This window comes from Vibrio neptunius (genome assembly GCA_019339365.1).
GTDB classification, from domain to species: Bacteria; Pseudomonadota; Gammaproteobacteria; order Enterobacterales; family Vibrionaceae; genus Vibrio; species Vibrio neptunius.
The window spans coordinates 965,639-989,464 of record CP079860.1 but is presented as its reverse complement, the minus strand read 5'-3'; the positions used below and the strand labels follow the sequence as shown (position 1 = coordinate 989,464).

20 protein-coding genes are annotated in these 23,826 nt (G+C 46.7%); 6 read left to right on the top strand and 14 right to left on the bottom strand.

The window, feature by feature from the left end:
* Positions 1-8 precede the first annotated feature (8 nt).
* The 11 genes from KW548_21115 to KW548_21065 form a co-directional block, all read right to left on the bottom strand.
* Complete coding sequence (locus tag KW548_21115) at positions 9-2,420, bottom strand: hypothetical protein (GenBank protein ID QXX08162.1); 2,412 nt, start codon at positions 2,418-2,420, stop codon at positions 9-11.
* 157 nt (positions 2,421-2,577) lie between these two features.
* On the bottom strand, positions 2,578-4,701 hold the full coding sequence (locus KW548_21110) for a TonB-dependent siderophore receptor (GenBank protein ID QXX08161.1): 2,124 nt from the start codon (positions 4,699-4,701) through the stop codon (positions 2,578-2,580).
* 131 nt (positions 4,702-4,832) lie between these two features.
* Positions 4,833-5,765, bottom strand: coding sequence for an AraC family transcriptional regulator (locus KW548_21105; GenBank protein QXX08160.1), 933 nt, complete (start codon positions 5,763-5,765; stop codon positions 4,833-4,835).
* Between the two features lie 283 nt (positions 5,766-6,048).
* Positions 6,049-7,005 carry a hypothetical protein gene (locus tag KW548_21100; protein ID QXX08159.1) on the bottom strand — a complete coding sequence of 319 codons (957 nt, stop codon included), beginning with the start codon at positions 7,003-7,005 and terminating at the stop codon, positions 6,049-6,051.
* A 122-nt stretch (positions 7,006-7,127) separates the two neighbouring features.
* Positions 7,128-7,562 carry a hypothetical protein gene (locus KW548_21095; GenBank protein ID QXX08158.1) on the bottom strand — a complete coding sequence of 145 codons (435 nt, stop codon included), beginning with the start codon at positions 7,560-7,562 and terminating at the stop codon, positions 7,128-7,130.
* A gap of 122 nt (positions 7,563-7,684) precedes the next feature.
* A complete protein-coding gene (locus KW548_21090) occupies positions 7,685-8,083 on the bottom strand; it encodes a hypothetical protein (GenBank protein ID QXX08157.1) in 399 nt (132 codons plus the stop codon).
* Positions 8,084-8,218: 135 nt separating this feature from the next.
* Positions 8,219-8,686, bottom strand: a complete 468-nt coding sequence (locus tag KW548_21085; protein QXX08156.1) for a hypothetical protein — start codon at positions 8,684-8,686, stop codon at positions 8,219-8,221.
* 32 nt (positions 8,687-8,718) lie between these two features.
* On the bottom strand, positions 8,719-9,174 hold the full coding sequence (locus tag KW548_21080) for a hypothetical protein (protein ID QXX08155.1): 456 nt from the start codon (positions 9,172-9,174) through the stop codon (positions 8,719-8,721).
* Positions 9,175-9,185: 11 nt separating this feature from the next.
* Positions 9,186-10,247 carry a hypothetical protein gene (locus KW548_21075; protein ID QXX08154.1) on the bottom strand — a complete coding sequence of 354 codons (1,062 nt, stop codon included), beginning with the start codon at positions 10,245-10,247 and terminating at the stop codon, positions 9,186-9,188.
* Entirely contained in the window at positions 10,220-11,521 is a 1,302-nt protein-coding gene (locus tag KW548_21070) for a hypothetical protein (GenBank protein QXX08153.1), read from the bottom strand. The genes KW548_21075 and KW548_21070 overlap by 28 nt, the downstream gene beginning before the upstream one ends.
* Positions 11,508-13,670, bottom strand: coding sequence for a DUF4150 domain-containing protein (locus KW548_21065; GenBank protein ID QXX08152.1), 2,163 nt, complete (start codon positions 13,668-13,670; stop codon positions 11,508-11,510). Before KW548_21065 ends, KW548_21070 begins: the two co-directional genes overlap by 14 nt.
* A gap of 589 nt (positions 13,671-14,259) precedes the next feature.
* Here KW548_21065 and nhaD point away from each other — a divergent pair.
* A complete protein-coding gene (nhaD, locus tag KW548_21060) occupies positions 14,260-15,693 on the top strand; it encodes a sodium:proton antiporter NhaD (protein ID QXX08151.1) in 1,434 nt (477 codons plus the stop codon).
* 76 nt (positions 15,694-15,769) lie between these two features.
* On the opposite strand, the gene KW548_21055 is transcribed toward nhaD, so the two are convergent.
* The 3 genes from KW548_21055 to KW548_21045 are packed head-to-tail and all read right to left on the bottom strand — an operon-like array spanning position 15,770 to position 17,978.
* Entirely contained in the window at positions 15,770-16,135 is a 366-nt protein-coding gene (locus tag KW548_21055; GenBank protein QXX08150.1) for a hypothetical protein, read from the bottom strand.
* Entirely contained in the window at positions 16,135-16,617 is a 483-nt protein-coding gene (locus tag KW548_21050) for a methylated-DNA--[protein]-cysteine S-methyltransferase (protein ID QXX08149.1), read from the bottom strand. The genes KW548_21055 and KW548_21050 overlap by 1 nt, the downstream gene beginning before the upstream one ends.
* Positions 16,614-17,978 carry a helix-turn-helix domain-containing protein gene (locus tag KW548_21045; GenBank protein QXX08148.1) on the bottom strand — a complete coding sequence of 455 codons (1,365 nt, stop codon included), beginning with the start codon at positions 17,976-17,978 and terminating at the stop codon, positions 16,614-16,616. The genes KW548_21050 and KW548_21045 overlap by 4 nt, the downstream gene beginning before the upstream one ends.
* A 153-nt stretch (positions 17,979-18,131) precedes the next feature.
* Here KW548_21045 and KW548_21040 point away from each other — a divergent pair, with 153 nt between their 5' ends.
* The 5 genes from KW548_21040 to KW548_21020 all read left to right on the top strand — a co-directional run bounded on the left by KW548_21040 (position 18,132) and on the right by KW548_21020 (position 23,786).
* The gene (locus tag KW548_21040) at positions 18,132-18,335 is read left to right on the top strand and encodes a hypothetical protein (protein QXX08147.1); all 204 of its coding nucleotides are present in this window, start codon (positions 18,132-18,134) and stop codon (positions 18,333-18,335) included.
* Between the two features lie 109 nt (positions 18,336-18,444).
* Positions 18,445-19,116 carry a response regulator transcription factor gene (locus tag KW548_21035; GenBank protein ID QXX08146.1) on the top strand — a complete coding sequence of 224 codons (672 nt, stop codon included), beginning with the start codon at positions 18,445-18,447 and terminating at the stop codon, positions 19,114-19,116.
* Positions 19,100-20,530: a HAMP domain-containing histidine kinase gene (locus tag KW548_21030; protein QXX08145.1), complete on the top strand. Its 1,431-nt coding sequence runs from the start codon at positions 19,100-19,102 to the stop codon at positions 20,528-20,530. The genes KW548_21035 and KW548_21030 overlap by 17 nt, the downstream gene beginning before the upstream one ends.
* A gap of 78 nt (positions 20,531-20,608) precedes the next feature.
* A complete protein-coding gene (locus KW548_21025) occupies positions 20,609-22,402 on the top strand; it encodes a DUF1800 domain-containing protein (GenBank protein QXX08144.1) in 1,794 nt (597 codons plus the stop codon).
* Positions 22,403-22,412: 10 nt separating this feature from the next.
* Positions 22,413-23,786, top strand: a complete 1,374-nt coding sequence (locus tag KW548_21020; protein QXX08143.1) for a DUF1501 domain-containing protein — start codon at positions 22,413-22,415, stop codon at positions 23,784-23,786.
* Positions 23,787-23,826 lie beyond the last annotated feature (40 nt).

Below are 23,826 nucleotides of genomic sequence, written 5' to 3'. Positions count from 1 at the left end.
TGTAGGGGTTATAGGCGTTTGATTTTGCGGGCCATTTGTCGCTGATATTGATGCCAATATTCGAGCCACTCGGGCGTCAAATCGTCAAGTTCGATCGTTTGGCGATCGGAAAATGATAAGGCATCTTCATGCAAAAGCTGCTCAAAGAACACCTGTTCTAGCAGTTGGGTTTGCAACGGGTTGTTGTGTGTTGAGTGACGACGGAAAAACGTCAACCCAATGAATTTTAGGGCCGTGGACTGACAGCAGAACAATTGTATCCAACGTAGCTGGCTGGTGAGGTCGGGGTCTACAAGGATCTGCGGCAAAATCTTAGGCGCGTTTTTTCTGTAGCAGTACGGTGGAAGATCAAACTGTTCAACATCCACGTACTCATGAGTGAGGCGCTGGTAGCAACGAAAGCTCAACTCACCATCTAAGAAGCGAAGCGCGGCATCAGCAAGGGTGTGGACATCAACATCATGTCCGTCTTTGACCACAACAGACATGAGCTCACGGACAACCGTTGGGCGAAAATCACGTAATGGCGTGCTGATCTCCGAGTGTAAGCGATGGACGTTAAGGTAGAAGTAATCACGCTCATAGGAGCCAAGCTTATTGATCGCCAAGTTCCATCGATTTCGCTCACTGTGGTCGCATTCCACATAGCGGTGGACCAAGGCCTCCAACTCGCTTTCATCATATTGGACGGCGATACTGATGTGAAAGGCACTAAGGTCAGCATCAGGTACCCCCATCTCATGTAAAGTCGTAAGGAAAGTACGCCGTAGTTCGGGTAAGGCAAACCCTTGGAAACCGTTTCGATAAAGGCGAGACATACTCTCGATAGTCGCCTGTGGCGCTAACTCCATACTCAGTAGAATGACGCGTTTGGCAAACGAATCCTGATTGGCCTTATAGAGCCAGTAACAGGTCGCTAGCATGAGACGGAATGGAGCGATTGACGAGAAAATATCATATTTCGGCTGGATAACGCCGAGTTCAGATTTAGCATCTCTATCCATCTCGTGCTTAAGTATTGAGCTCAGCTCCTCAACAAGCGCAGTAAACCCATTATTGCTTTCGTTGATTAGCCATGCTTGCAAATGCTCCGGTTGGCGACCACAATGACGCTTAATCTCACTATAAACATCCTGATGCAGGCCATCACTGACCCATTTAAGTAGCGCATCGGTATCACCATCAAACAGCTCTACATCGTGATTCAAATTAAGTAAAATCGCGCCGATTAAACGACATCTTGTTTGCTGTTCTTCCTCGTCGCGCTGCCACTGCTGGTGGTCAAATGCATGACGATTTGAGCCAAATACGCGCTCTATCTCTTGATATTCGTCGTGATCACACGTATAGAAATGATCCAGTGAATCAATGATGTGATCAATGTTCCTTTTGGCCCTCGGGCAGATCGCATTATCTAGAGCCTCACTTGGTTGGGTGTATCTACGCTCAAATTCTAAAGCACTGAGACACGCCGTCTCTTCGTCTTTAGTCAGGATCTCCCGCCAGACATTTGGCAAGTCTTGCTGGTCGAATAGGTGGAAGAAAATATCCAATACACGTAAAAAGCAGTCTTGATGATGCTGGTCATGCAGTTCGGCTAACAACACTTGGTACAGCGGTCTTAATGCATCACTCAAACACGCTAAGATCTCATGCTGTGGTGGCGGCACACTATCATAATCACAAGTGCGAAGGAGGTGGCGGTAAAAGCTAGGACTATGTTTTTTGGCATGTAAGACCACTAAGACCGAATCTAGATCAAGCAGGCATTCTTCTAATGGCATCGGAGCATCAAACTCTCCGGTTAGCACGTAGTGCCACAGCGCTTCTCCCTGAGGGAGGTGAAGGATGAAAGGAGATATCTGCTGCAAAGGCGCCGGGATTTCCTCACCGTGAGGATCAGGAGAGAGAACTTCAGCCTCATCTTCCCCTTCTTCTGCGATAACGCGGGCTTCTCGGTCTGCGTCGATGTACTGACTGATACCTTGCCAATGGCGAGTATCGCAAAAATCATTAATCGCAACGAGATCGTCTGTTTCCAACAGGTCCAGCAATTGGGTAACGTTCCATCGGTAGGTATCTTCGGGCTGACAGAGGCAATGATGTCGAAACAGCGATACTTTGGCTTGATAACCTTGCTGACTCAGGATATCTGTCAAATCAAAAGCAAAAAAATTAGCGTTTTGGTAATTGCAGAACAGGTGACAAAAGCGAAGATGCTTCTCAAGACTAATCCAGTTGGAGGCTTCACAACGGTTTTGTTCAAGCACTTGTTTAAAGGCGGCATTCACCACCTCTTGTTCGGCATCGCAATACAGTAACACCAAGCATGGTTCGTCGTAGCTGTTAAACTGTTTCAGAACAGTTTTCACCGCTTCCGGTGCCTGCTGTATCTGTGGAGTAATAGTGGCATCTTTCATTGAAAAGCTCGTCATACGTTAGCGGTCTATGTTCGTAGTGTCGTGTCACGTGGCGAACGGGATAGGTTCAGGTGATGATAATTTGCTTTAACAGGTGAGGCAATCTGACTAATGCCAGTCAGTTAAGCTGACTGGCTTTTTTCTTGATAAACAGCGATCAAAACTCGTATTTAACGTTGACTTCAATAGACTGCTCTGCACCAAACCAGCAGTTATATTTGTCGTAGCAGGCGTAGTATTCTTTATCAAAAACGTTGTTCACAATTACGTTCGCCGTTGCTCCGGTAAGAGATTCACTTGCCTGACCTAAATCATACCCAACAGACATATCTACCGCGGTGTACGATGGCACTTTGCCCTGAGTGTTGGTCGCATTCCTTTCCATTTCACCCACATAACGTGCACCACCACTGATACGAGTCCCCGTCAATAGGCCAGTAGACACCTTGTAGTTTGCCCAGAGATTGGCACTGTGCTCTGGGACATAAATTGGCGTAGTGCCTTCTAGGTCATTGCCCGAATCTTGGGTAATTTCCATATCAAGATAGGTATAGGATGCCGCAATATCCAGACTCTCGGATGCATACCAACGACCTTGCAACTCTATCCCCTGAGACACCGCCTCTCCCACTTGAATACGAGGACCATATACGTTGCTTGGATCCGTCATTAACATGTTCTTCTTGGTGATATGGAAAAACGATGCCGTTGCTGTTTTAGACATATCCGATGACATGTATTTCACACCGACTTCCGCTTGCTCGCCCGTTTCAGGGTCAAACGACTTGTTGTTTTTGTCCACACCTGGTGCGGGTTCAAAACTGGTCGCGTAGCTTGCAAACGGTGACAGACCACTCTCTAACTCATACAGCGCGCCGACACGATACGTGAAATGATTGTGATCAGACTTTGTCGAATAGTACACGCTTTCTGACTCGTACTGATCGAAGCGACCACCACCAATCAATACCAGTTGATCAAGACGAACCTGATCTTGGAAGTAGAGGCCGAGTTGCTTTGCGTCACTGTCATCCCGAGCTTCACTCGATTTGGTTAGATCATCACGATCCAACAGATTGTTGTTTGGGTTGAGCGGATCAAACTTTCCGAATCCACTGGTCGCGGCAACACTGTAATCAGAATACACCGTGTTGCCATCCATAGACTGGTAGTCGATACCAAATAGCAGGTTGTTTTCAATACCCGCTATATCGACCGTGCCAGACACTTGGTTATCCATCACAAATCCTTTGAGCTCTTCGTCTGTCGAATAAGGCGTTCGTGTCAGGGTTCCATCAACGTTTAGGCCGGCTGTATGGTAGGTGTTCTCTTGATACAAACTGGCATCGGTGAAGCGAGCATTTTGTAGGAACGTCCAGTTTGAATTGAATTCGTGGTTGATCTTGTAACCCACCATTAAGACTTCACGCTCAAACTGACTCCAGCTCACATCCCCCATCGACACCGACGGAGCACTCTTTTCCAATACCTCAAGCGGCATAGAAGAGTTAATCCCCATTGAAGGATCATTCTGATAATAAACATTAACGTTGATCAAGGTTTTGTCTGTTGCCTGCCAATCCAAGCTTGGAGCCAACACGTAACGCTCTTCTTCGGCATTATCCACTTGGCTGTCTTGTTTACGTGCCAGTGCAATTAAGCGATAGGAGAAATCACTGTCACCAATTTGACCTGTCGTATCTATCGATGCTCGCATCAGGTTTCTTGAACCGGTAGCAACATCTACTGTGGTTGAAGCTTCCTGTTGGGGTGTTTTGGCTATCAAGTTGACCATACCGCCAGGAGGCATCGCGCCGTAGAGTACCGACGTTGGGCCTTTAAATATCTCCACTTGCTGGAGAGCAATTGGATCTACCTGAGGCTGTAAATTCCAACCCGTTAGATAAAGTAATGACAAGCCGTCATAGTAATTGAGGTTTTTTGTCTGGAAACCACGGAGGGTGAAATCATCAAACATGGTCACCGAGCTACCTCGGTTCTCAGTGGCGACACCAGGAACGTATCGCAGTGCTTGATTGATGGAAGTCACACCACGCTGTTCAAGCTGCTCTGCTTCAACAATAGCGATGCTTTGAGGTGTTTCTTCCGGTTCTAACGATGTTTTGGTCGCCGTATTACGGTAGGCTTTACCCATCACAGTGATGGTTTCTAGTTCCGTTGTCTCTTGACTGACTTCATCCGCAGCCATAACGGAGGCTGAAAAGGCGGTAAGCAGCGCTACAGCAAGTGTTGAGCGCTTAAAATTTGTTGGAGTTGTCATGTGTCCCTCAAGTACCAATGCTTTTTATTATTAAGAATAAATCTCATTTGCATTCTACAAACCTGAGAAACAGGAAAGTTAACAATTTGGTGCATCTTTACCAAATTAATTTATAAAACCATCACTAAAGATTACGGTGAGAGCCGTTCAACTGGGATCCAATATTCCATGACAGCATGGGGATCTTGTTGATGGTAATTGGCGGGATAGCATTCAAGTTCGTAACCATCAATACCCCGATAACCAGAGTGAGGTAACCAATTGAGCAAGAACCACTCTAGTGTTTTGGGTAAATACACCACTGGGCCACGATGTTTGACCACAGCGTATGTTTGCGAGGGCACCCCCAAGGTACTAAGTTCAGAAGAGATAACAGAAGGTAATTGAGGCAGCAACAGGTCATCGGTTAACTCCACTCCAGCCCAATATTGGATGTTACTGCCGTCGAACTGGCTTTGGGTAATATCAATCACACCGGTCAAGGCAAGAGAACGGTCAGCTTCACTTGGCAGGGTTTGCTCTAGTCGATGCCACAACGCCGGGACTTTTTGTTGGAAGTCAGGGTTAAGGGAGAATAACCCATTAATGTCTTCATGGAGTCCTTTGAGGAGAAATGCATTTTTGGACTCCACTCTGACTTCAACAAAATGCGGGCTGGCCTCTTGCGTTGCACGTCGAGATACCTCAATGGGCTTGAGCAAACCGGTTCGGAGCCCTTGTTTACGATACGCTCGAGGGCTAAGGCCAAACACTTGCTTGAACGAACGACTGAAGCTAATTTCTGAACTAAAGCCGAGCTCTAGAGCGATATCAATCACCCTATCAGAAGTATCTATCAACCTTTCTGCTGCCTGACTGAGCTTGAGTTCTCGGACATAAGTCGCTACCGCTATACCTGTTTCTGTCTGGAATACTCGTTGCAGTTGCCAGCGTGACCAACAGCTTTGACGGGCAATATCATCTAGGGATAACGGCTCATTGATGTGCTGATGAATGAACGACAGTACTTTACTGATCCGACTAAACGCATTAGAAGATCGTTCCGTGGACTTACCTGTCGTCATCGTGGTTCTCAATCATAGTGGGTTAGAAGTGGCCTATCCTAACAAATTCACCAATGAGAATTAATATCTTTAACATTATAAAACACGCTGAATGGTTGAACTGGTTGATAACCTGCGAACAGTGAGCCAATCGTCACTCAAACCTTTTTCCTATTTCTATTTGAGTTTGCTTGGTAATACTGGTGCATATCAACGTCTACAATGTCGAATAATCGGCTTGATGTCACTGGCATTGACGGTTAAAAACTGACGACAATTCAACCTATAGCGACCTGTCCGCCTATTAATTAGGTATTTGTATTCTGCCGTACATCAGGGGAAGCTCTTCCTCCAACTCGAGGATTTTTTCTAATCGCTCTTCGAACCGCTCTGGGCGTTTGTCCAAACGAAAATAAGTCATGGGGCGTTCTCTAAAAAATTCCGCCTCTGTGATGATTGCACTTCGGCCTTTGTCCATATAATTGAATATTTGTGCAAGGAAATAGTCGTTATCTTTTTCTCTATTTAACGTGATCTTACCCGTAGGTTGGATAACGGTCGCCTCTGTGCAATAGCCAACTTGACCGCCTCCCTTTTCCCAATATAGGTACAAGTGCAGCCCTGTTCGGTGTTCTAAAAAGCCCAAGTTCTCAAACCGACAAGCGCCAATACGACCAGACGACCAAGTGTAAACAATCCCTCGCTTTCGGTCGAAATAGATATCAGCCGGCCTTGGCATTTTAAACAGAACAAAACTGAACAATATGGCCAAACTGAGTGAGACACCAGAAACTACGAGATCTGTGATGAAAAATTTTCGGTCAATGTCTGAACCATACTTAAATATGGCAATACCATAGGAAAAGATAGAAAAGTCACCATCCGAATCGAACCAAGCGTTATAGTAGTTATATGTTTTCTGATGAAAATCATTAAAATACTCGCCCCTTGCCTGCTTATTTGTGTAATACACAACTCTCTTTTGTGCTGTAATTATAGAGGCAGAATTGGGTTTTATATCACCCACAACGTTAAAAACTATAAACCACAGGGCAATGACTAACGGCACTAAATAGGGCAAGCGCAAATTATGCAGAGAATCGCGCACGGCCAACGCGTCTTCCGTAACCTCCATAAAGGGTTCAAGGGGGTCTTGCTCGGGCTCAATGGGAATACGTTGGGTAATCTTTTCTCGCCAGTTCACTAACTTTTGTGGATATTGATACCCTAACAAAACGCCATGGTTCTTTTTTCTTTGCACGCCTATCTATCCTTCGTGACGATATTGGATAGCCTTTAGGCCTAATGGCAAAAAGGCTGGGCTTGGGTGGTGAATAATAAAGCGGCGTTTCATATGACTCTCTATAGCAACCTATCCGCCTATCAATTGGGCACTTGTATTCTGCCGTACATCAGGGGAAGTTCTTCCTCCAACTCGAGGATTTTCTCTAATCGCTCTTCGAACCGCTCTGGGCGTTTGTCCAAACGAAAATAGGTCATGGGGCGTTCTCTAAAAAATTCCGCCTCTGTGATGATTGCACTTCGGCCCTTGTCCATATAATTGAATATTTGCGCTAGGAAATAGTCGTTATCTTTTTCTCTATTTAACGTGATCTTACCCGTAGGTTGGATAACGGTCGCCTCTGTGCAATAGCCAACTTGACCGCCTCCCTTTTCCCAATATAGGTACAAGTACAGCCCTGTTCGGTGTTCTAAAAAGCCCAAGTTCTCAAACCGACAAGCGCCAATACGACCAGACGCCCAAGTGTAAACAATCCCTCGCTTTCGGTCGAAATAGATATCAGCCGGTCTTGGCATTATAAACAGAACAAAACTGAACAATATGGCCAAACTGAGTGAGACAGCAGAAAGAACTAGGTATGTAATGAATTTTTTACGTTTTTGCTCTGAGCCATATTTAAATATTGCTGCGCCGTAGTTTAGGATACAAAAGTCACCATCCGAATCGAACCAAGCGTTATAGTAGTCATATGTTTTCTGATGAAAATCATTAAAATACTCCCCCTTGCCTGCTTGTTTGTATAATCCACAACTCTCTTTTGTGCTGTTATTATAGAGGCTGAATTGGGCCCCAATTCTCCTACACAAAGAAAAACTATAAACCACAGGCCAAGCACCAACGGTAATAAATAGGGCAAGCGCAAATTATGCCGAGAATCGCGCACGGCCAACGCGTCTTCCGTGACCTCCATAAAAGGTTCAAGGGGGTCTTGCTCGGGCTCAATGGGAATACGTTGGGTAATCTTTTCTCGCCAGTTCACTAACTTTTGTGGATATTGATACCCTAGCAAAATGCCATGGTTCTTTTTCCTTTGCACGTCTATCTATCCTTCGTGACGATATTGGATAGCCTTTAGGCCTAATGGCAAAAAGGCTGGGCTTTGGTGGTAAATAGTCCAATACATCGACGTTTCATGTGACTCTCATTCAACCTATAGCAACCTGTCCGCCTATCAATTGGGCACTTGTATTCTGCCGTACATCAGGGGAAGTTCTTCCTCCAACTCGAGGATTTTTTCTAATCGCTCTTCGAACCGCTCTGGGCGTTTGTCCAAACGAAAATAGGTCATGGGGCGTTCTCTAAAAAATTCCGACTCTGTGATGATTGCACTTCGGCCTTTGTCCATATAATTGAATATTTGTGCAAGGAAATAGTCGTTATCTTTTTCTCTATTTAACGTGATCTTACCCGTAGGTTGGATAACGGTCGCCTCTGTGCAATAGCCAACTTGACCGCCTCCCTTTTCCCAATATAGGTACAAGTGCAGCCCTGTTCGGTGTTCTAAAAAGCCCAAGTTCTCAAACCGACAAGCGCCAATACGACCAGACGACCAAGTGTAAACAATCCCTCGTTTTCGGTCGAAATAGATATCAGCCGGCCTTGGCATTTTAAACAGAACAAAACTGAACAATATGGCCAAACTGAGTGAGACTCCAGAAAGAGCGAGGTCTGTTATGAGAGTGTCCTTCTCGTTTTCTCGTCCGTGGGCAAAAACAGCTTGAATGTACCCCCAAAGCGAGTAATTACCATCACTATCGAACATAACCCCGTAGAACGCGTATTCTTCTTTGTCAAAGTCATCAAAGTAATCCCCCTCTCCTCCATGATTTGGTATTCAGCAAGCCTCTTCTTACCGGTATTAATAGATGCTGAGTTGAAACCCAACTCACCTACACAAAGAAAAACTATAAACCACAGGCCAAGCACCAACGGCAATAAATAGGGCAAGCGCAAATTATGCAGAGAATCGCGCACGGCCAACGCGTCTTCCGTAACCTCCATAAAGGGTTCAAGGGGGTCTTGCTGGGGTTCAATGGGAATACGTTGGGTAATCTTTTCTCGCCAGTTCACTAACTGTTGTGGATATTGATACCCTAGCAAAACGCCATGTTTCTTTTTTCTTTGCATTCTATCCCCTGCTATATGTTGCTTGGCTTGTCGTCAATCATCCCGTAATACGTTTGTGTCAGAACGCCTTTGGACGTTAACATGCGTTTTGGGACAATAATATCTGGGCTTTGTTGGTAATACCAATGCAGGTGAAGTTCTTCCTCTGGCTGAGCTTCCATCTCCACGGTAAAATTCAAGTACAGGGTTCCATTGACCATTTCAGACTGGAAAAAATCCTGACTGTTGGCAGCCGCGCTGAGAGCCCGCTGAAATGCCTTTGTGGCCGCTTCATCCTTTATTAGCGTTCCGTTCCGCATTTGATTGATCGGCTGCATAATATCAACAACTTTCTTTCTGCATACCATGCCAATCAGATTGGATTTCCCTTTCATATAACTTGGCAGCGCGATGCGGTAACCATAAACTTTTCTGGTGCTGGACAGCTCTTCCTCGACCCACACTTTTAGCTCAGGGCGCAATAGTAAGTTCATAAACTCTTGCTGTTCTATTTCAAATGCCAAGTTAAACTCTGCTTCTTGGAGCCTCTTAGCCGCAATATCTAGTCTTTTCTGTAAATCGAGATCCCCTTCTTTCTCAAAATACCAGAAAGAGTAATATTTACTATTACCCCAAAAACATCGATTGAGCAGATTCTCCAGCTCGGTTTTGCCGTATTTCAGTTTCATGGATTCCGCCACAATCAACAGCGTGAAACCGATCAACGCAAAATACCCAGAGCGAATCGTCGATGAAGACATGCTTCTTATCGATACAATAGCACCGTGATTGGAATTAGCAGGCAATAAACTTTGGACTACTTTCAGGGTGGGAGCCGCCGCAAACATAGAGTAGGCAATCATTGAATTCACATTGGCATACATAAGGCCTGTATTCCCTGCCTTATTAGCATCCATGGCATCCATCGCCGATGTGGCAACCAGCGCTAAATTGGAAGCACTAACCAAACCGGACATGCGTGTCGATTTCGTTAGTACTTCAAGCTTATCTAATCGGCGACTAATGACGCCAGTAACCGAGCGGGCGCCTCCTCTTGCTATTGCGCCTAGCAGCCCTGGTAACCCAATAGACACGGCTTGGTAGAACTTTTGAGAATTAAGGGCTTTTTGGCCAGCAACAACTGAGCTCTGCGCCCCCCAGTAGAATCAACCACTACAGCCGATAACCCGGCCACCGCCAGCGCATAATCCTGACTCGCGGACAGCCAATCGTGGTTTTTTGTTGGATCCGCTTGTTCAAATTCACTCTTTAGAAGCAATTGCACTAGCATTTCGATATTGGCTTTAAGCGAAAGGGAAGATAACGCTCCATCAGCCGTTTTACCCAATAAACTGGCTGTCGTTGCGGCTTCAAAATTGGCAAAACGGTGGCCGAATTTCGGTAAATCTAACTCTGGGATGGCTCTATTTTCTGCGTCCAGTTCAAACTCAGGGAGCGTGGTTGTTCTCTCGACATTGGCCCATTTAATTAATCGGGTGGCTGTTGGCATCACGGATTGAGTTCTTGCCATCTTAAAATGACTCTTGCCACCTGAATTGATATGTTCAGAGAGCATATCTGCCAGCTCCTGCAAAGTAATTCTAACCTTGCCACCTTCTTCAACAATACCAAACCCTTTTTCAAAGAAGAAGGGGATAAAATTGAGCAAGCCAGCATAGGCAACCGGCCTTAAATTTAACGCCGTCGTAACCACGATATCAGCACCATACTTCGCCAAGGCGGAAATCCAATTCCAAAGGAACTGAAGGAGGTTAGAGGTGTTATTCGCCAGCGACGTAGACAGCTCTGCCCAATCCACAGTATCTTGACATTGAAGAAGGATAAGTTTGAGCTTGTCTTCATAAGTGAGATAGATATTGTTTGTGCCTTGTTCGTAAGCCAAGTTAATCATACTGATGGCTGTATCATGGCCTTCCTTGGTACCCTCAAGGCCATCCATAATACTTGTCATAATATGGTTGAGCTTCTGAATCTCTTTCAGTGGCTCGATTGACTGCTCCGAGAAAAACATATCGAAGTAGGCATCTAGGGAACCTAATGACCCGTCCGCTAAATCCTCAAAGGCGAACGTTGAATACAACTTGAGTATCTCAGTTCTTCTTGTCTTAAAATCGGAAAACAGCGTCTCTCGTTCATCAAAGAAGTTTGTCATCGCCTCAATATTGATATTCTCTTGCACGGCTTGGCGGATCTGAGGATCTTTATCTGGCTTCATTAACTCGCGTATGATGTTACCAATGACTTTCGGATAGGTATCCGCGCTATCTGCGGTCATTTCAACCGTGGCCAATAGCGATAACACGAAAGACAACTCAACCTGACGCCCAACCGGGTCAAATAACACCACTAAAGTGCCGTCTTTTTTTCTCGCTGTGGCTTTTTTGCATGGTTTCAGCCAGCTCATCAGCAGCAAGGTGATAATTGTTGGCTGTGGTAAACACATCCAAACCGTATTGACTGGGTTTGTCTTTGTTCTTATCTGCCAACCATTTGGTATCTGGGCTGCGGTAATCTTCGACCAAAGCGCTTAACGTCTCTTGGCTGGCGGTGTCGCTAAAGTCATCGCTGGCGGTCATGTCGACTTGCTGCATGGCTTGGGTGCGCCACTCTTGGTCGCTGTTCATCTTATCGATGATTTCAGCGGCCCATTCGTGCTCTGAGTAAACGATCGAGATTTTTTGCGTGCCATGGGTAACAAACGCAAACGGGTAAAAGGTCGCGCCAGAGGAGGTATCGAGCGTTAAACCATCTTGGGCGTTTTCTTGGTTGGTGAAGTAGTATTTCTCAAACTTTTCCAGCACGCCGGTGGCGGTTTCCGTTTGCGCGTAACGGAAGATATGAATTTGCTGGTTATCGGCTTGGCCCCCTTCCTCTTTGATGTAAATCCAGCCTTCACGCAGCAGGCGCAAAAGATAGCCGCCGGTTTCATTGAGGCCAGACGCACCAGCCATGTCTGGCAAGGTAGGCGGCGCTTGAGCGGGCATAATGGTGTCAAAGAAGTTGGCATAACCATAGCGCACGGGGTAAATGGGTAGCACATTGGCTATCTTGCCCGGCACTTCGTTCATAAAGGGTTCGACCACATCGATCGATTGTGTGGTATTAACAACGACTTCCGCCGTTTCCCCCTCAGTGGAAAAGACACTCTTACTGGCCTTGATAACTTCGACATTGTCGAGATGACTCAGCAGATTGGAGGCTCTGAGCTCCATTTTGCTGAACACGCCTGCCATCAAGTCGGGTAAGCCTTTGATGTAGGCTTTCATGGTGGAGATGTGCTTATCAAACACTTCATCCGATAGGTAGGCGTATCGCAGCTTAGTGGCTTGGTCATGGAGAAATTCCAGTCGAGACTGAAGTTTGCTCAGCAGCGACTCGAGGTTGTCACTGACCGCTTTCTTTGCCGCCGACCAGTCATACTCTCGCAGGTAACGCTGCGGGTTGCCCTGACCACGGGCACGCATGTACGCCAACATTCTATCGGTGGTTTCATACGGGGCAAGGCGTAATAATACCGAGAGTATTTCGCCCTCTTCGAGTACCTGTGGCATGCAGTAAGCCAATAAGGTTTCTGTGGTATGGGGCAGTGGCTGGTTGAGGTTGCCTACCACCGCATCACAGAAATGGTCTAAGGCAAAGGGGCTTTCTGGGTGGAGATGGCTAAAGTGCAGCCGCGCCTCAACCTTAAGCATGTCGTGAAAGTAGCGGTCACTGCTCAGCTCATGACCTAGGCAGCCCCATGGCATCATGTTGGTTTCGACTCGCGCGGCTTGCCAGAATCCCTGATGACGGCCAATCGCTTGTGTAAAGAAATCCTCTTGTGAAATGTCTGGGTTATGGTGTGGGTTAGGGCGTCGAATTGGCTTAATGACAAAAGGATCTTGGCTTTCTTCGACGGTGATTTTCACGTTGTCGGACTTCAAGTCTCTGATGTATGACTCGCCTTTGCCACTCAATACGCCGTCTGCCATTGGCTGACCACTCTGATTGGTGAGCGTATATGGCGCATTCTTCAATAGCTGTCCATTGGGGTAGCGAGCTTTGATGGCAACACTATTTGGGATATCGAGATCGGGGTCGACGGTCACACTTGGGTTTTGTACACCGCCAAGGCACATGGTGTTGGCGTTGTTCATGGTCATCTGATCGCTGAGGCGAGCCACCCCTTTGCCTTCAATCAAGACCGTCGGTGAAGCGGTGATGAACTCCGCTTGCGCCTCGATAGTACCGGAGGCGATGCCTTTTTTATCACCGCCCGCATCGCCGGTACTTTTGGCAAACTTACTGCCTTGTATCGCTATGCTGTTTCCACCATCCGCGCTGACCGTGGTGGTGCCATCGACTAAGTCTTCTGATTTAGCATTATTGCCATAAGGAACGGGAACGACAGCAGAGCCCACTGTCGTTAAGCACACATCGGGGAGTGTCGCGTTGGCTTCACCACCCGATCCTTTGTGAACAATACTTAACCCATTTGCATTAATCGTCACTGCCATGTTGTGCTCCTAATATCCAGATAGAAGGAAAGTTAACCACTGCTTTCAACCTACCATCAGCCCCTCTGGACAAAAACTGTCATAACAACTGGCTTTAACCGATAAAATCACCAAAAAAAGGAACACATAGATAGGTCAATTACCTATAAGTGGCAGCAAATCAAATTAAAGCATTTAAAAAACAACCGAATTAAATTGATCAAATTTTGATCAACCATGAATAGAGATCACATAATTTAGGATAAATTCACAATAGGTAAATAGGGTAAATCAACCAACCAAAAACAAGGCTTATCAGTATTTATGGTTACATAAAAACCAATGATATTTTTACTCACCACATCGCAATGACAAGCCGTCATAATCATTGACGTTTTTTGTCTGGAAACCACGGAGGCTGAAAAGACGGTAAGCAGCGCTGGTGCATATCAATGTCTAAAATGTCGAATAACCGGCTTGATGTCACTGGCATTGACGGTTAAAAACTGACGACAATTCAATCAGATCAAACCTATCTCACATACCCATCGTCAAAACCTCTTTAGAATGGCTCCACCATAACAACCATCTTCTTTCAAGGAGTGAAAGTATGAAATTGCAGTGGCTCGCTTTTGTCGCCCTTGTATTACTTCCCTTTACGACTTTTGCCGCCAACAGCCCTCAAGAAACGTTACCTTTAACTCAATCTACCATCGGCTATGTGGCCATCCTGATTTTCACTTGTGCCTATGCGCTGGTGATGCTGGAAGAATACCTCTCGCTTCGAAAGTCCAAACCTGTCCTACTAGCGGCGGGCCTTATCTGGGCCATGATTGGTTACGTCTACTCGCAACATGGTCATATCGAAGTCGCCAAATCAGCACTGGAACACAACCTACTCGAATACGCAGAGTTATTGCTGTTCTTACTGGTGGCCATGACCTATATCAGCGCGATGGAAGAGCGGCGGTTGTTCGATGCGTTGCAAGCGTGGATGGTCGGAAAAGGGTTTAATTACAAGTCGTTGTTTTGGTTAACCGGTATTCTGGCGTTCTTTATTTCTCCGATTGCCGACAACCTGACTACGGCTTTGTTGATGTGTGCGGTTGTGATGAAAGTCGCGGGAGACAACCCTAAATTTATCAATCTGGCGTGTATTAATATTGTGGTCGCGGCCAACGCTGGCGGGGCCTTCAGTCCATTTGGTGATATCACAACATTGATGGTGTGGCAGGCAGGTTATGTCTCCTTCTCTGAGTTTATGCCTTTGTTCTTGCCTTCCATTGCCAACTACGTTGTCCCTGCCATCATCATGTCGATGTTTGTGCCAAGTACGACACCGAATGTCGTCCACCAGCATGTAGAGTTAAAACGTGGTGCCCGCCGGATTGTCGGGTTGTTTATACTGACGATTGCGACTGCAGTTGCGTTCCATGCTGTGCTGCATTTCCCACCCGTCATTGGCATGATGATGGGGCTGGCTTATCTCCAATTTTTCGGGTTTTTCTTGCGTAAGACTCTTAAAGCATCACTGCATAAGAAAGCGGCCCTTGCGATTGCCAATCGTGATGACACGGCGCTGAAACGGCTCGGCTCGGTTGTCCCGTTCGATGTGTTTAGACGAGTCTCTCATGCCGAGTGGGACACGTTACTCTTCTTCTATGGGGTAGTGATGTGCGTCGGCGGCTTGAGCTTACTCGGCTACTTAGGATTGGTTTCTGAGGTAATGTACACCCAGTGGGATCCAATCTGGGCCAATGTGATGGTGGGGATCTTGTCTGCTATTGTCGATAACATCCCGGTGATGTTTGCCGTCCTGACCATGGAGCCAACGATGTCGATGGGTAACTGGCTATTGGTCACGCTGACCGCAGGTGTTGGTGGTAGTTTGCTCTCCATTGGCTCTGCGGCCGGGGTTGCACTGATGGGAGCCGCGCATGGCAAGTATACCTTCTTTGGCCATCTCAAATGGGCCCCCGTCATAGCCATAGGCTACGCCGTGAGTATTGCCCTCCATTTAATGCTCAATTCAGCGTTATTCTAAATTTCCTGAGCATTATTCAATGCAAAGAGGACAGCCCGAAGGCTGTCCTTTTCAATAGCCGATTCACCCGTTATCGTTAATCCAATCGTCTCTGCCACACACTAGCAAGCTGGTATCTTGCACAAACACTGCACGTCAATGCTTCATTATTACCATGAATGCGCATAACGATGTCTTCACGTTTTTCTTTGGAGTTATTGCGCATGGTTATGGTCAGGAAATTATCGTCGACCTCAAAAGATTTGATGACATCAGGCGCACCCACCCGGCTGATCGTGACCATTGCATCTTTGAACATCAATAAATCCTGGGTATACAGATTTTCATATACCCCTTCAAACTCATAGGTTTGCTTGTTGATCATTCGATCAAGTTTTTCTTCAAAACACCCTTGCAGCAAAAGCATTACTAGCAAGGAAAATAGTCCTTTTTCTAACCGCATTACTCAGGTTCCCAATGCTCTATTTTTAACAATGCTGCTTTCCGTTCCAGCCCGCCCGCATAGCCAGTGAGCTTACCGCTTTTTCCAATCACCCTATGGCATGGGACAATCACAGATATCGGGTTCTTACCGTTTGCCAACCCTACCGCCCTCACGGCTTTTGGGTTGCCAATCGCATCGGCCAACTGCTGGTAACTCCAAGTCTCGCCAAAAGGTATGGTTGTTAATGCTTTCCACACCTGCTGCTGAAACACAGTCCCTTGCGCTGCTAGTGGGAGATCAAATGCCTGTCGACGGCCAGCAAAATACTCGTCTAACTGTTTGATTGTTTTGATAAGTATAGGATGTTCTTTATCGTTTTTGCCTAACTTTTCAGGTTGTGTGGTCTGAGTCTCAAACCAAGCCCCTAACAAACCTTGCTCATTGGCCTGAATCGTCATCTGCCCAAGCGGCGTTTTTAAATAGGTGTAACTCTTGTTCATGCGTGGCTCCAGCAATGGAATGTGGCATAGCTCCCCCATGGAGATACGCGTTCAGCATCCAGTTCAGGGAATTGATGCAGGGCTTTTTTGACGACCAAATCACCATCTAGGAAGCAATTGGGATCAGAGGCTCCTCTCAACCGTGCGTAATTGACCGTCCACGGACCAATGCCTTTGACATCAAGCCATTGTTCTAGACTCGCTTCGGGGTTTTCTACCATAAACTGCGCAAAACGGGCCAATGTCTCTTTGCGGCTTTGCGGCATACGTAAAAAAGATAAATCGGCCAGGGCCACTTCCTGTGGGGTGGGAAAATGTGTCACCCCTCTGGGTTGTAAGGTTTTAACGAGTAAATTGAGTTGCCCTATGGCGGCCTTGATCGACACTTGTTGGCCCAAAATGGCACGAACACCGCCTTCCCAAGTGTTCCAGACTCCGGGAATACGAATTCCGCTGCGCAATATTAGGCTTGGATTGATCGCATTCAATGTCTGTTCAATGGTCAAGATATCTGTATCAAGGTCAAACACTCTGCGCAATTGATTCACTAAGGCTTTGAGGCGACGGGTATCCGACAACTCAAACTCAACGCGCATAATTCCGGTCTTAAGATAGCGAATCGAAAACCAACCGTTCGCCCCTTCAATCTCAAACTGTCTCTGATAACGTTCGTCGCTAACATGCTCTAATCCGTTTATCGCTCGCAGGCGGTAAAAATCCAGCATGTGTTGCCAATCTAAAGGTCCTTTAAACGCGAGGTCGATGTAGCTACTTTCTACCACAGACATGGCCTGATCTTTTCTGACTTGAGTTGGGGTCAGCTTAAGAACCTGCTTAAATGCATCATTGAAACGACGGACGCTGTTGAACCCACTCGCGAACGCAATATCCGTCACCGACATGGAGCTGGAATGAAGCAGTTGTTTCGCAAACATCAATTGATGGTAAAGCGCGTATTGTTTTGGTGCCATCCCAAGATGGTCTTGAAATAGCTGTCTCAAATAGCGATCGCTAATGCCAAGACGTTCGGCCAACTCAACCAAGCTAGACGTTTGTAACTCGCCTTGCTCAATCATTTTCAAAGCACGAAGAAACGTCGTTTCCACCCCTTTCCATGCCCAAGAACTTGGCGCACTGTCTGGGCGACAGCGCAAACAAGGTCGATAACCCGCTTGAAGCGCCTGCGCTTTTTCGACGAAGTACTCGACATTTTCTTCCTTGGGTAAGTTGGCGGGGCATATGGGTCGACAAAAAATACCTGTGGTTTTTACTGCCACATAGAAACGGCCATCGAAACGTGCATCTCTGGCCTGACGAGCACTTTGACACTCTTGCAATGATATGGATGATAATCCGCTCATACTCTTCTTCCCGACATCTTTCAAACGCTTACCGCGAGTCTAATCGGCTCTCTTTTTAATACTAGCCATTTTCGGAAGTTAATCGAATTTGCTATCAGTTTAAACTCTTCTAGAGTTAGAATGCAGTCGATACAAATAATAAGGAAGTTGGCTATGAATCTGCACACTTGCACGATAGTGCTAAAAGATAATCTCACCCTTACGTATGACAACGTCGAACAGAGCCTGAACGTCATTGAACAGCATGGCCAGTCAGCAATCAATACTATATTGATTGATGCGACGGATGGTCAGACTATACGCTCTTATCACCATCTCTCGATTGAGGAGTCGATTGAAAGCCTGATGGACTTGTAATATGTAATGTCACTTCAGGAACGCTCCTTCAATCACACAAATAAGTGGACGCAACCTTCATTCATTGATTCAATTTATGTAAACAGTGCATTGAAGGAATACAAAACACATGAAATTGCTGCTGGTTGAAGATGACCCAGAGATTGCTGAGTTCATACATAAAGGCTTAACAGAACAAGGCCACTCTCTTTGTCACGAACCTGATGCGAAAACCGGACTCGTTCGCGCCGCGAGCGAGTCTTTCGATGTCATCATTTTTGACCGCATGCTGCCTAGCATGGATGGCATTGACGCCATACGCGTACTCAGACAAAGCCAGGTGCATTCTCCGATTCTTATCCTTACTGCCAAAGACAGTATTGGTGATCGCGTTGCAGGCCTTGAAGCGGGCGCAGATGACTACATGGTCAAACCATTTGCCTTCGAAGAGTTAAATGCTCGCGTCAAAGCATTAGCACGCCGCCAGCCCGTCAACCCAACCTCTACTCAGCTAACCGCTGGCCCTCTCACGCTGGATAAAATCAGCCGCAAAGTGAGTCATTCAGGTCAAGAACTCGATCTTCTGCCACGCGAGTACCAGATTCTGGAATTGCTGATGGTCAATCAAGGTGAGTTGGTCACTCGAACTATGTTGCTGGAACAAGTTTGGGGCTTTCAGTTTGACCCCAATACCAGTTTGGTCCAGACCCATGTTAGCCGTCTAAGACACAAAGTCGATAAAGCCTTCAATACGGAACTAATAAAAACGGTGCGCGGGGCTGGCTATGTCCTCTCGTTCTAAGCCTGCGGTTGCCAACATTTGGCGTTCCTCTGTTTTCAGATACACACTCACTTCTTCTGCACTGTTCTTTGTTTCAGCGCTGATCCTATTGGGTATTATCGGCGGCTCATTTTTATACAATACCAACCAATTGGATAAGCAAGAGCAGAGCGATACCTATCAATGGTTGGTAGAAGAAACGACAGAAAATGGCCTGGACTGGCTGATTGAAGAGCTTGATGCGGATTTCGACGATCTCAATGACCCAGAGTTTTGGCATGAGAGAATGCAACGAAGTCAGTACGTGGTTTATCTTAGAGCACACGGTGAAGATTATGGCTTAACACCACTGAGCGAGTCGCCCTTTGGATGGCACTGGTACACTTTCGACGTTTCTCACTTTGATGAAGAAGGCGAGCTCATTGACGCGGTGTATGAGATCAGAACACTGCAACACAAGCTCAACAGTGATTTTGTTCTGGTGGTCGGAACCAGCACCAGCTTAGATTACCGATCGATTCTCGAAACCATGTCTAATGGGTTGATTTGGGTCTGTGTGACGGCGTTGCCATTATCCGTATTGATCGCTTATCTACTCAGTCGAAAAGTCTACCAACGCCTTGATGATCTCTCAGACAATCTGGAGACCATTAGCAGCACCCATCACACTGAGCGGTTGCCTGTCTCCACAAGTACTGATGAATTCGATCGTTTGTCTGAAAACATTAATCAAATGCTGGAGAGGATAGAGCACCTCAACACCAATATCGAAGACGTTACGGTCGGTATCGCACATGATTTAAAAACGCCACTGACTCGACTCGCGAATCAATTACAGCTGATGCAGATGGACAGTGACGGGGCTGAACAACACATAGAAAAAGCCCAATCGCAAGTTGCGGCTATGTTAAAAACCTTTAACAGCTTACTCCGCCTGAGCGAGATTGAATCGGGCAAGCGCAAATCTCATTTTACCGATATCAACCTTTCTGAGTTGATTGAAAATCTCGTCGACAGTTATCAACCAGTTTTTGAGGATCATCATCTACAACTCACCAGTGCCATTGTGCCCGCAATCCGCGTTTCGGGTGATGCAGAATTACTCAACCAGATGATCATCAATTTGTTTGAAAACAACCTAAAGTACAGCAAAGACAACGGGCAAGTCTGGATACACCTTCAACCTTCAGAATCGGGCGTGGTCCTCCAGTTAGGTGACAACGGCCCGGGCATCGCTGATCAACACAGACAGCGGATCTTTGAACGCTTTTATACCGCTGATCTCAGTCGCAGCGAAGCCAGCAATGGGTTGGGGCTAAGTTTGGTGCAAAGTATCGCTCATCTTCATGGTGCCTCCATCACTCTATTGCCTGACACGCCAGGGACAGTGTTTAACATCCAGTTTTCAACCAACCATACAAATTTGTATGGTTAGAGCCTGAGATATGTAAACCAAAGTCATAAGCCAGATACTTATACTCCTTTCCTGCCTCATGGAAAGGAGTATTCGCTCGTGTCGAAGCTTTACCCACTCTCGACGTTAATAATGATTAGCGCTTTATTCACCGCAACCAGCCATAGCGCGCAAGGTGAACAGGCTTCAAGCTCAATCACATCGTCTGCGCATCAAAATCAAGCCTATTGGCAATGTCAAACCGATCAAATTTCTCAATCAGTGCGTTTTTTAAATCAAGTAACGTTTGGTGCAAAGCGCCAAGATATCAACGCGTTATGCAAGGAAAGCCAATCGCAGTGGTTCATCAATCAACTCAATACTCAGCCTAGCTATTTGATGCCTCACGTTCAACTGGCGATTGCTCATGCTGATCATGGTGAAGAACTCAATGCTTTCGTTTTGGAATCACCCACCTTCGGCTTCTGGACCAACGCGATCACGGCGGATGATCAGCTTCGCCAGAGAATGGCCTTTGCACTGTCCGAAATTTTTGTCGTTTCAACAAAAGGTGGGGAAGTACTGGCAGAAACTCCGACAGCCATTGCAAGCTATGAAGATTTATTGATCAAACATGCCTTTGGCAATTATCGCCAGTTGCTGAGTGACATCACCTATTCTGCAACCATGGGTTACTACTTAACTTATATGGGCAGCAAGAAAGCAGATGCGGCAACAGGTCGAATGCCAGATGAAAACTATGCCCGAGAGCTACTGCAATTGTTCACGATTGGCGTCACGCTTCTCAATCAAGATGGTAGCGAAAAGCTCAACCATCAGGGGAAAGCGATAGAAGCCTACAGTAATCAGGATATTACGGGTTTAGCCAAGGTGTTTACCGGCTTTGATCTCAATGTCCCTTCTCACTTTGACGAAGAAGAGCGCTTTGAAGCATGGATGGACGCGGCTCCAAAAGCGATGACCATTCGTCGTCAATATCACTCTAGCGAGGAGAAACGCTTTCTTGGCTATACCATAGCAGCCAACACGTCAGCTGAACAATCGGTACAACAAGCTCTAGATCATATCTTTCATCACCCCAATGTCGCCCCCTTTTTCAGTACTCAGCTCATTAAACGTTTTACCACCAGTAATCCTTCAACCCACTATGTCAAACGTGTGGCGGATACCTTTGACGCCGGCTGGTACATGTTACCGGATGGACAAATCGTTGGTAGTCGACAACGAGGCGATCTGAAAGCGACCTTGGCAGCTGTGCTTTTTGATACCGAAGCTCAGCGACCAGTCTCACTGCATCACGGAAAAATTAGAGAGCCATTGTTGGCGTTTACCCAGTGGGCACGAGCGTTTGAGATTAGACAAGTCACCCCACAATTTAAACTCGACCTCTGGTCAACGGAAGGCGTTGAGGCCCTCTCACAGCATCCGTATCGATCACCTTCTGTGTTCAATTTTTTCCGCCCAGGGTACGTGCCTCCGGGCAGTAAGAGTGCGGAAATGGGTCTCACTGCGCCGGAAATGCAGCTTATCAATGCATCCAGCTTGTCTGGTTACACTAATTTCCTCACTCACTTTATTTTCAATAACTTAATGGAAGAAGATATTGATGATGAGCAAGCATCACTGGCAGAGGAAGGTAAACAAGTCAGTCGGGCGCAAATTAAGCAAAGCTTTCGTGCCTATTACACTCATGAATATCAGCTTGCTAGCCAGCCTAGCCTCTTGATCTCACACCTTGATCTACTTCTGACAGGCCACCGCTTGTCGGACGAGACCAAACGTTCGATCGCAACGGCCATTAACTACTTGGAAGAGGAAGAAGATCGTTTGATGCGCGTACAACTTGCCATCTTGATGGTCATGACCTCACCAGACTACTTGTTTCAACGATAGGGAAGAATAGATGATGAATCGGAGAAAATTTCTAAAAGGCAGTCTGGCTACAGCCGCAGTGACACCTTGTATGACTTCCTTCGCCAGCCTGCTAACATCTCTGAGCAGCTCTGTAGCAAAAGCCGATACAACAGGCGACTACAAAGCCCTAGTGTGCGTTTTCCTCTACGGCGGCATGGATAACCACGATGTGGTCATCCCATATGACAAGCAAAACTATAACCATTGGGCGAGCATTCGTCGTGCTTTGATGAGCCCGACAACAAGACGTTCGAGAAACGATCTCCTGCCACTTAGCAATGTCCAAGGCAGTCAGCAGTTTGCTCTACCACCTGAGTTGTCTGAACTTCACGCCTTGTATGAGCAAGGTAATGCAGCGATCATGGCCAACGTAGGCCCTTTGATCGAGCCGACTGATGCCACCCGTTTCGCCAAGGTTCCTGATCTTCAACCGGCAAGGCTATTTTCCCACAATGATCAGCAATCAACTTGGATGTCCGGTTCACCAGAAGGTGCCCGCTCTGGCTGGGGAGGACGTATGAGTGATGCCCTGATTCAATTAGGTTCAACACCCAACACGCCGTTCAATAACATCTCTACCGATGCCGGAGAGTTACTGCTCACTGGCAGCAAAAGTTACCCGTATCGGGTTGAGGGTGGTCAAGCAACACAACCCGAGCTGATAGAAGAAACGGACGATGAATTGCGAGCGCATTTGATCCAACATTTTCGCTCTGCCAATTACACTTCGGCCAACCCGATCCAACAAGATCTGGCCGGCAAAATGACCCAGTCTTTCGATGCCAACCAAAGCTACAACCGCGCCACGCGAGATATCCAGCTCAGTACTCATTTTACCGATACCGAGCTGGGCACTCAGCTACAAAGTGTCGCCAACACTATGGCGGCCAGACATCAATTGGGGGTATCTCGGCAACTGTTCTCGGTTGGACTTGGTGGATTTGATACTCACTCTAATCAAGCAACAACCCTACCCCAACTGCAACAACAATTGAGTCAGGCGATCACTGCTTTCTATGCTGCTTTACAGGAACTCGGATTGGAAAAACAAGTCACGCTGTTTACGGCATCTGATTTTGGTCGGACACTTGCCGTCAACGATGATGGCACTGATCATGGCTGGGGTGGCCATCATTTTGTTGTCGGTGGCGCCGTTCAGGGCAGACAAATTTTAGGTACGGTTCCTCCTCCAACATTTGGCCACGGCCAAGATGCGGGACACGGTCGGTTGATCCCAACGACGTCGGTTGACCAGTACGCTGCCACACTCGGAAGTTGGTTGGGCGTATCGGAAAGTGCCCTGTCCGAGATCTTCCCTAACCTGAAAAACTTCCCAACACTAAATGGGTTGTTTGCGAGCTAACGGTCCCATAAAACGCATTCTGCAAGCAGTAACGGTTTTC

Bases quoted from the DNA above. Each gene is read 5' to 3' on its own strand.
- KW548_21115 (QXX08162.1), bottom strand. From the start codon at position 2,420: ATGAAAGATGCCACTATTACTCCACAGATACAGCAGGCACCGGAAGCG.
- KW548_21110 (QXX08161.1), bottom strand. From the start codon at position 4,701: ATGACAACTCCAACAAATTTTAAGCGCTCAACACTTGCTGTAGCGCTG.
- KW548_21105 (QXX08160.1), bottom strand. From the start codon at position 5,765: ATGACGACAGGTAAGTCCACGGAACGATCTTCTAATGCGTTTAGTCGG.
- KW548_21095 (QXX08158.1), bottom strand. From the start codon at position 7,562: ATGCCAAGACCGGCTGATATCTATTTCGACCGAAAGCGAGGGATTGTT.
- KW548_21080 (QXX08155.1), bottom strand. From the start codon at position 9,174: ATGCAAAGAAAAAAGAAACATGGCGTTTTGCTAGGGTATCAATATCCA.
- KW548_21065 (QXX08152.1), bottom strand. From the start codon at position 13,670: ATGGCAGTGACGATTAATGCAAATGGGTTAAGTATTGTTCACAAAGGA.
- nhaD (QXX08151.1), top strand. From the start codon at position 14,260: ATGAAATTGCAGTGGCTCGCTTTTGTCGCCCTTGTATTACTTCCCTTT.
- KW548_21055 (QXX08150.1), bottom strand. From the start codon at position 16,135: ATGCGGTTAGAAAAAGGACTATTTTCCTTGCTAGTAATGCTTTTGCTG.
- KW548_21050 (QXX08149.1), bottom strand. From the start codon at position 16,617: ATGAACAAGAGTTACACCTATTTAAAAACGCCGCTTGGGCAGATGACG.
- KW548_21045 (QXX08148.1), bottom strand. From the start codon at position 17,978: ATGAGCGGATTATCATCCATATCATTGCAAGAGTGTCAAAGTGCTCGT.
- KW548_21040 (QXX08147.1), top strand. From the start codon at position 18,132: ATGAATCTGCACACTTGCACGATAGTGCTAAAAGATAATCTCACCCTT.
- KW548_21035 (QXX08146.1), top strand. From the start codon at position 18,445: ATGAAATTGCTGCTGGTTGAAGATGACCCAGAGATTGCTGAGTTCATA.
- KW548_21030 (QXX08145.1), top strand. From the start codon at position 19,100: ATGTCCTCTCGTTCTAAGCCTGCGGTTGCCAACATTTGGCGTTCCTCT.
- KW548_21020 (QXX08143.1), top strand. From the start codon at position 22,413: ATGATGAATCGGAGAAAATTTCTAAAAGGCAGTCTGGCTACAGCCGCA.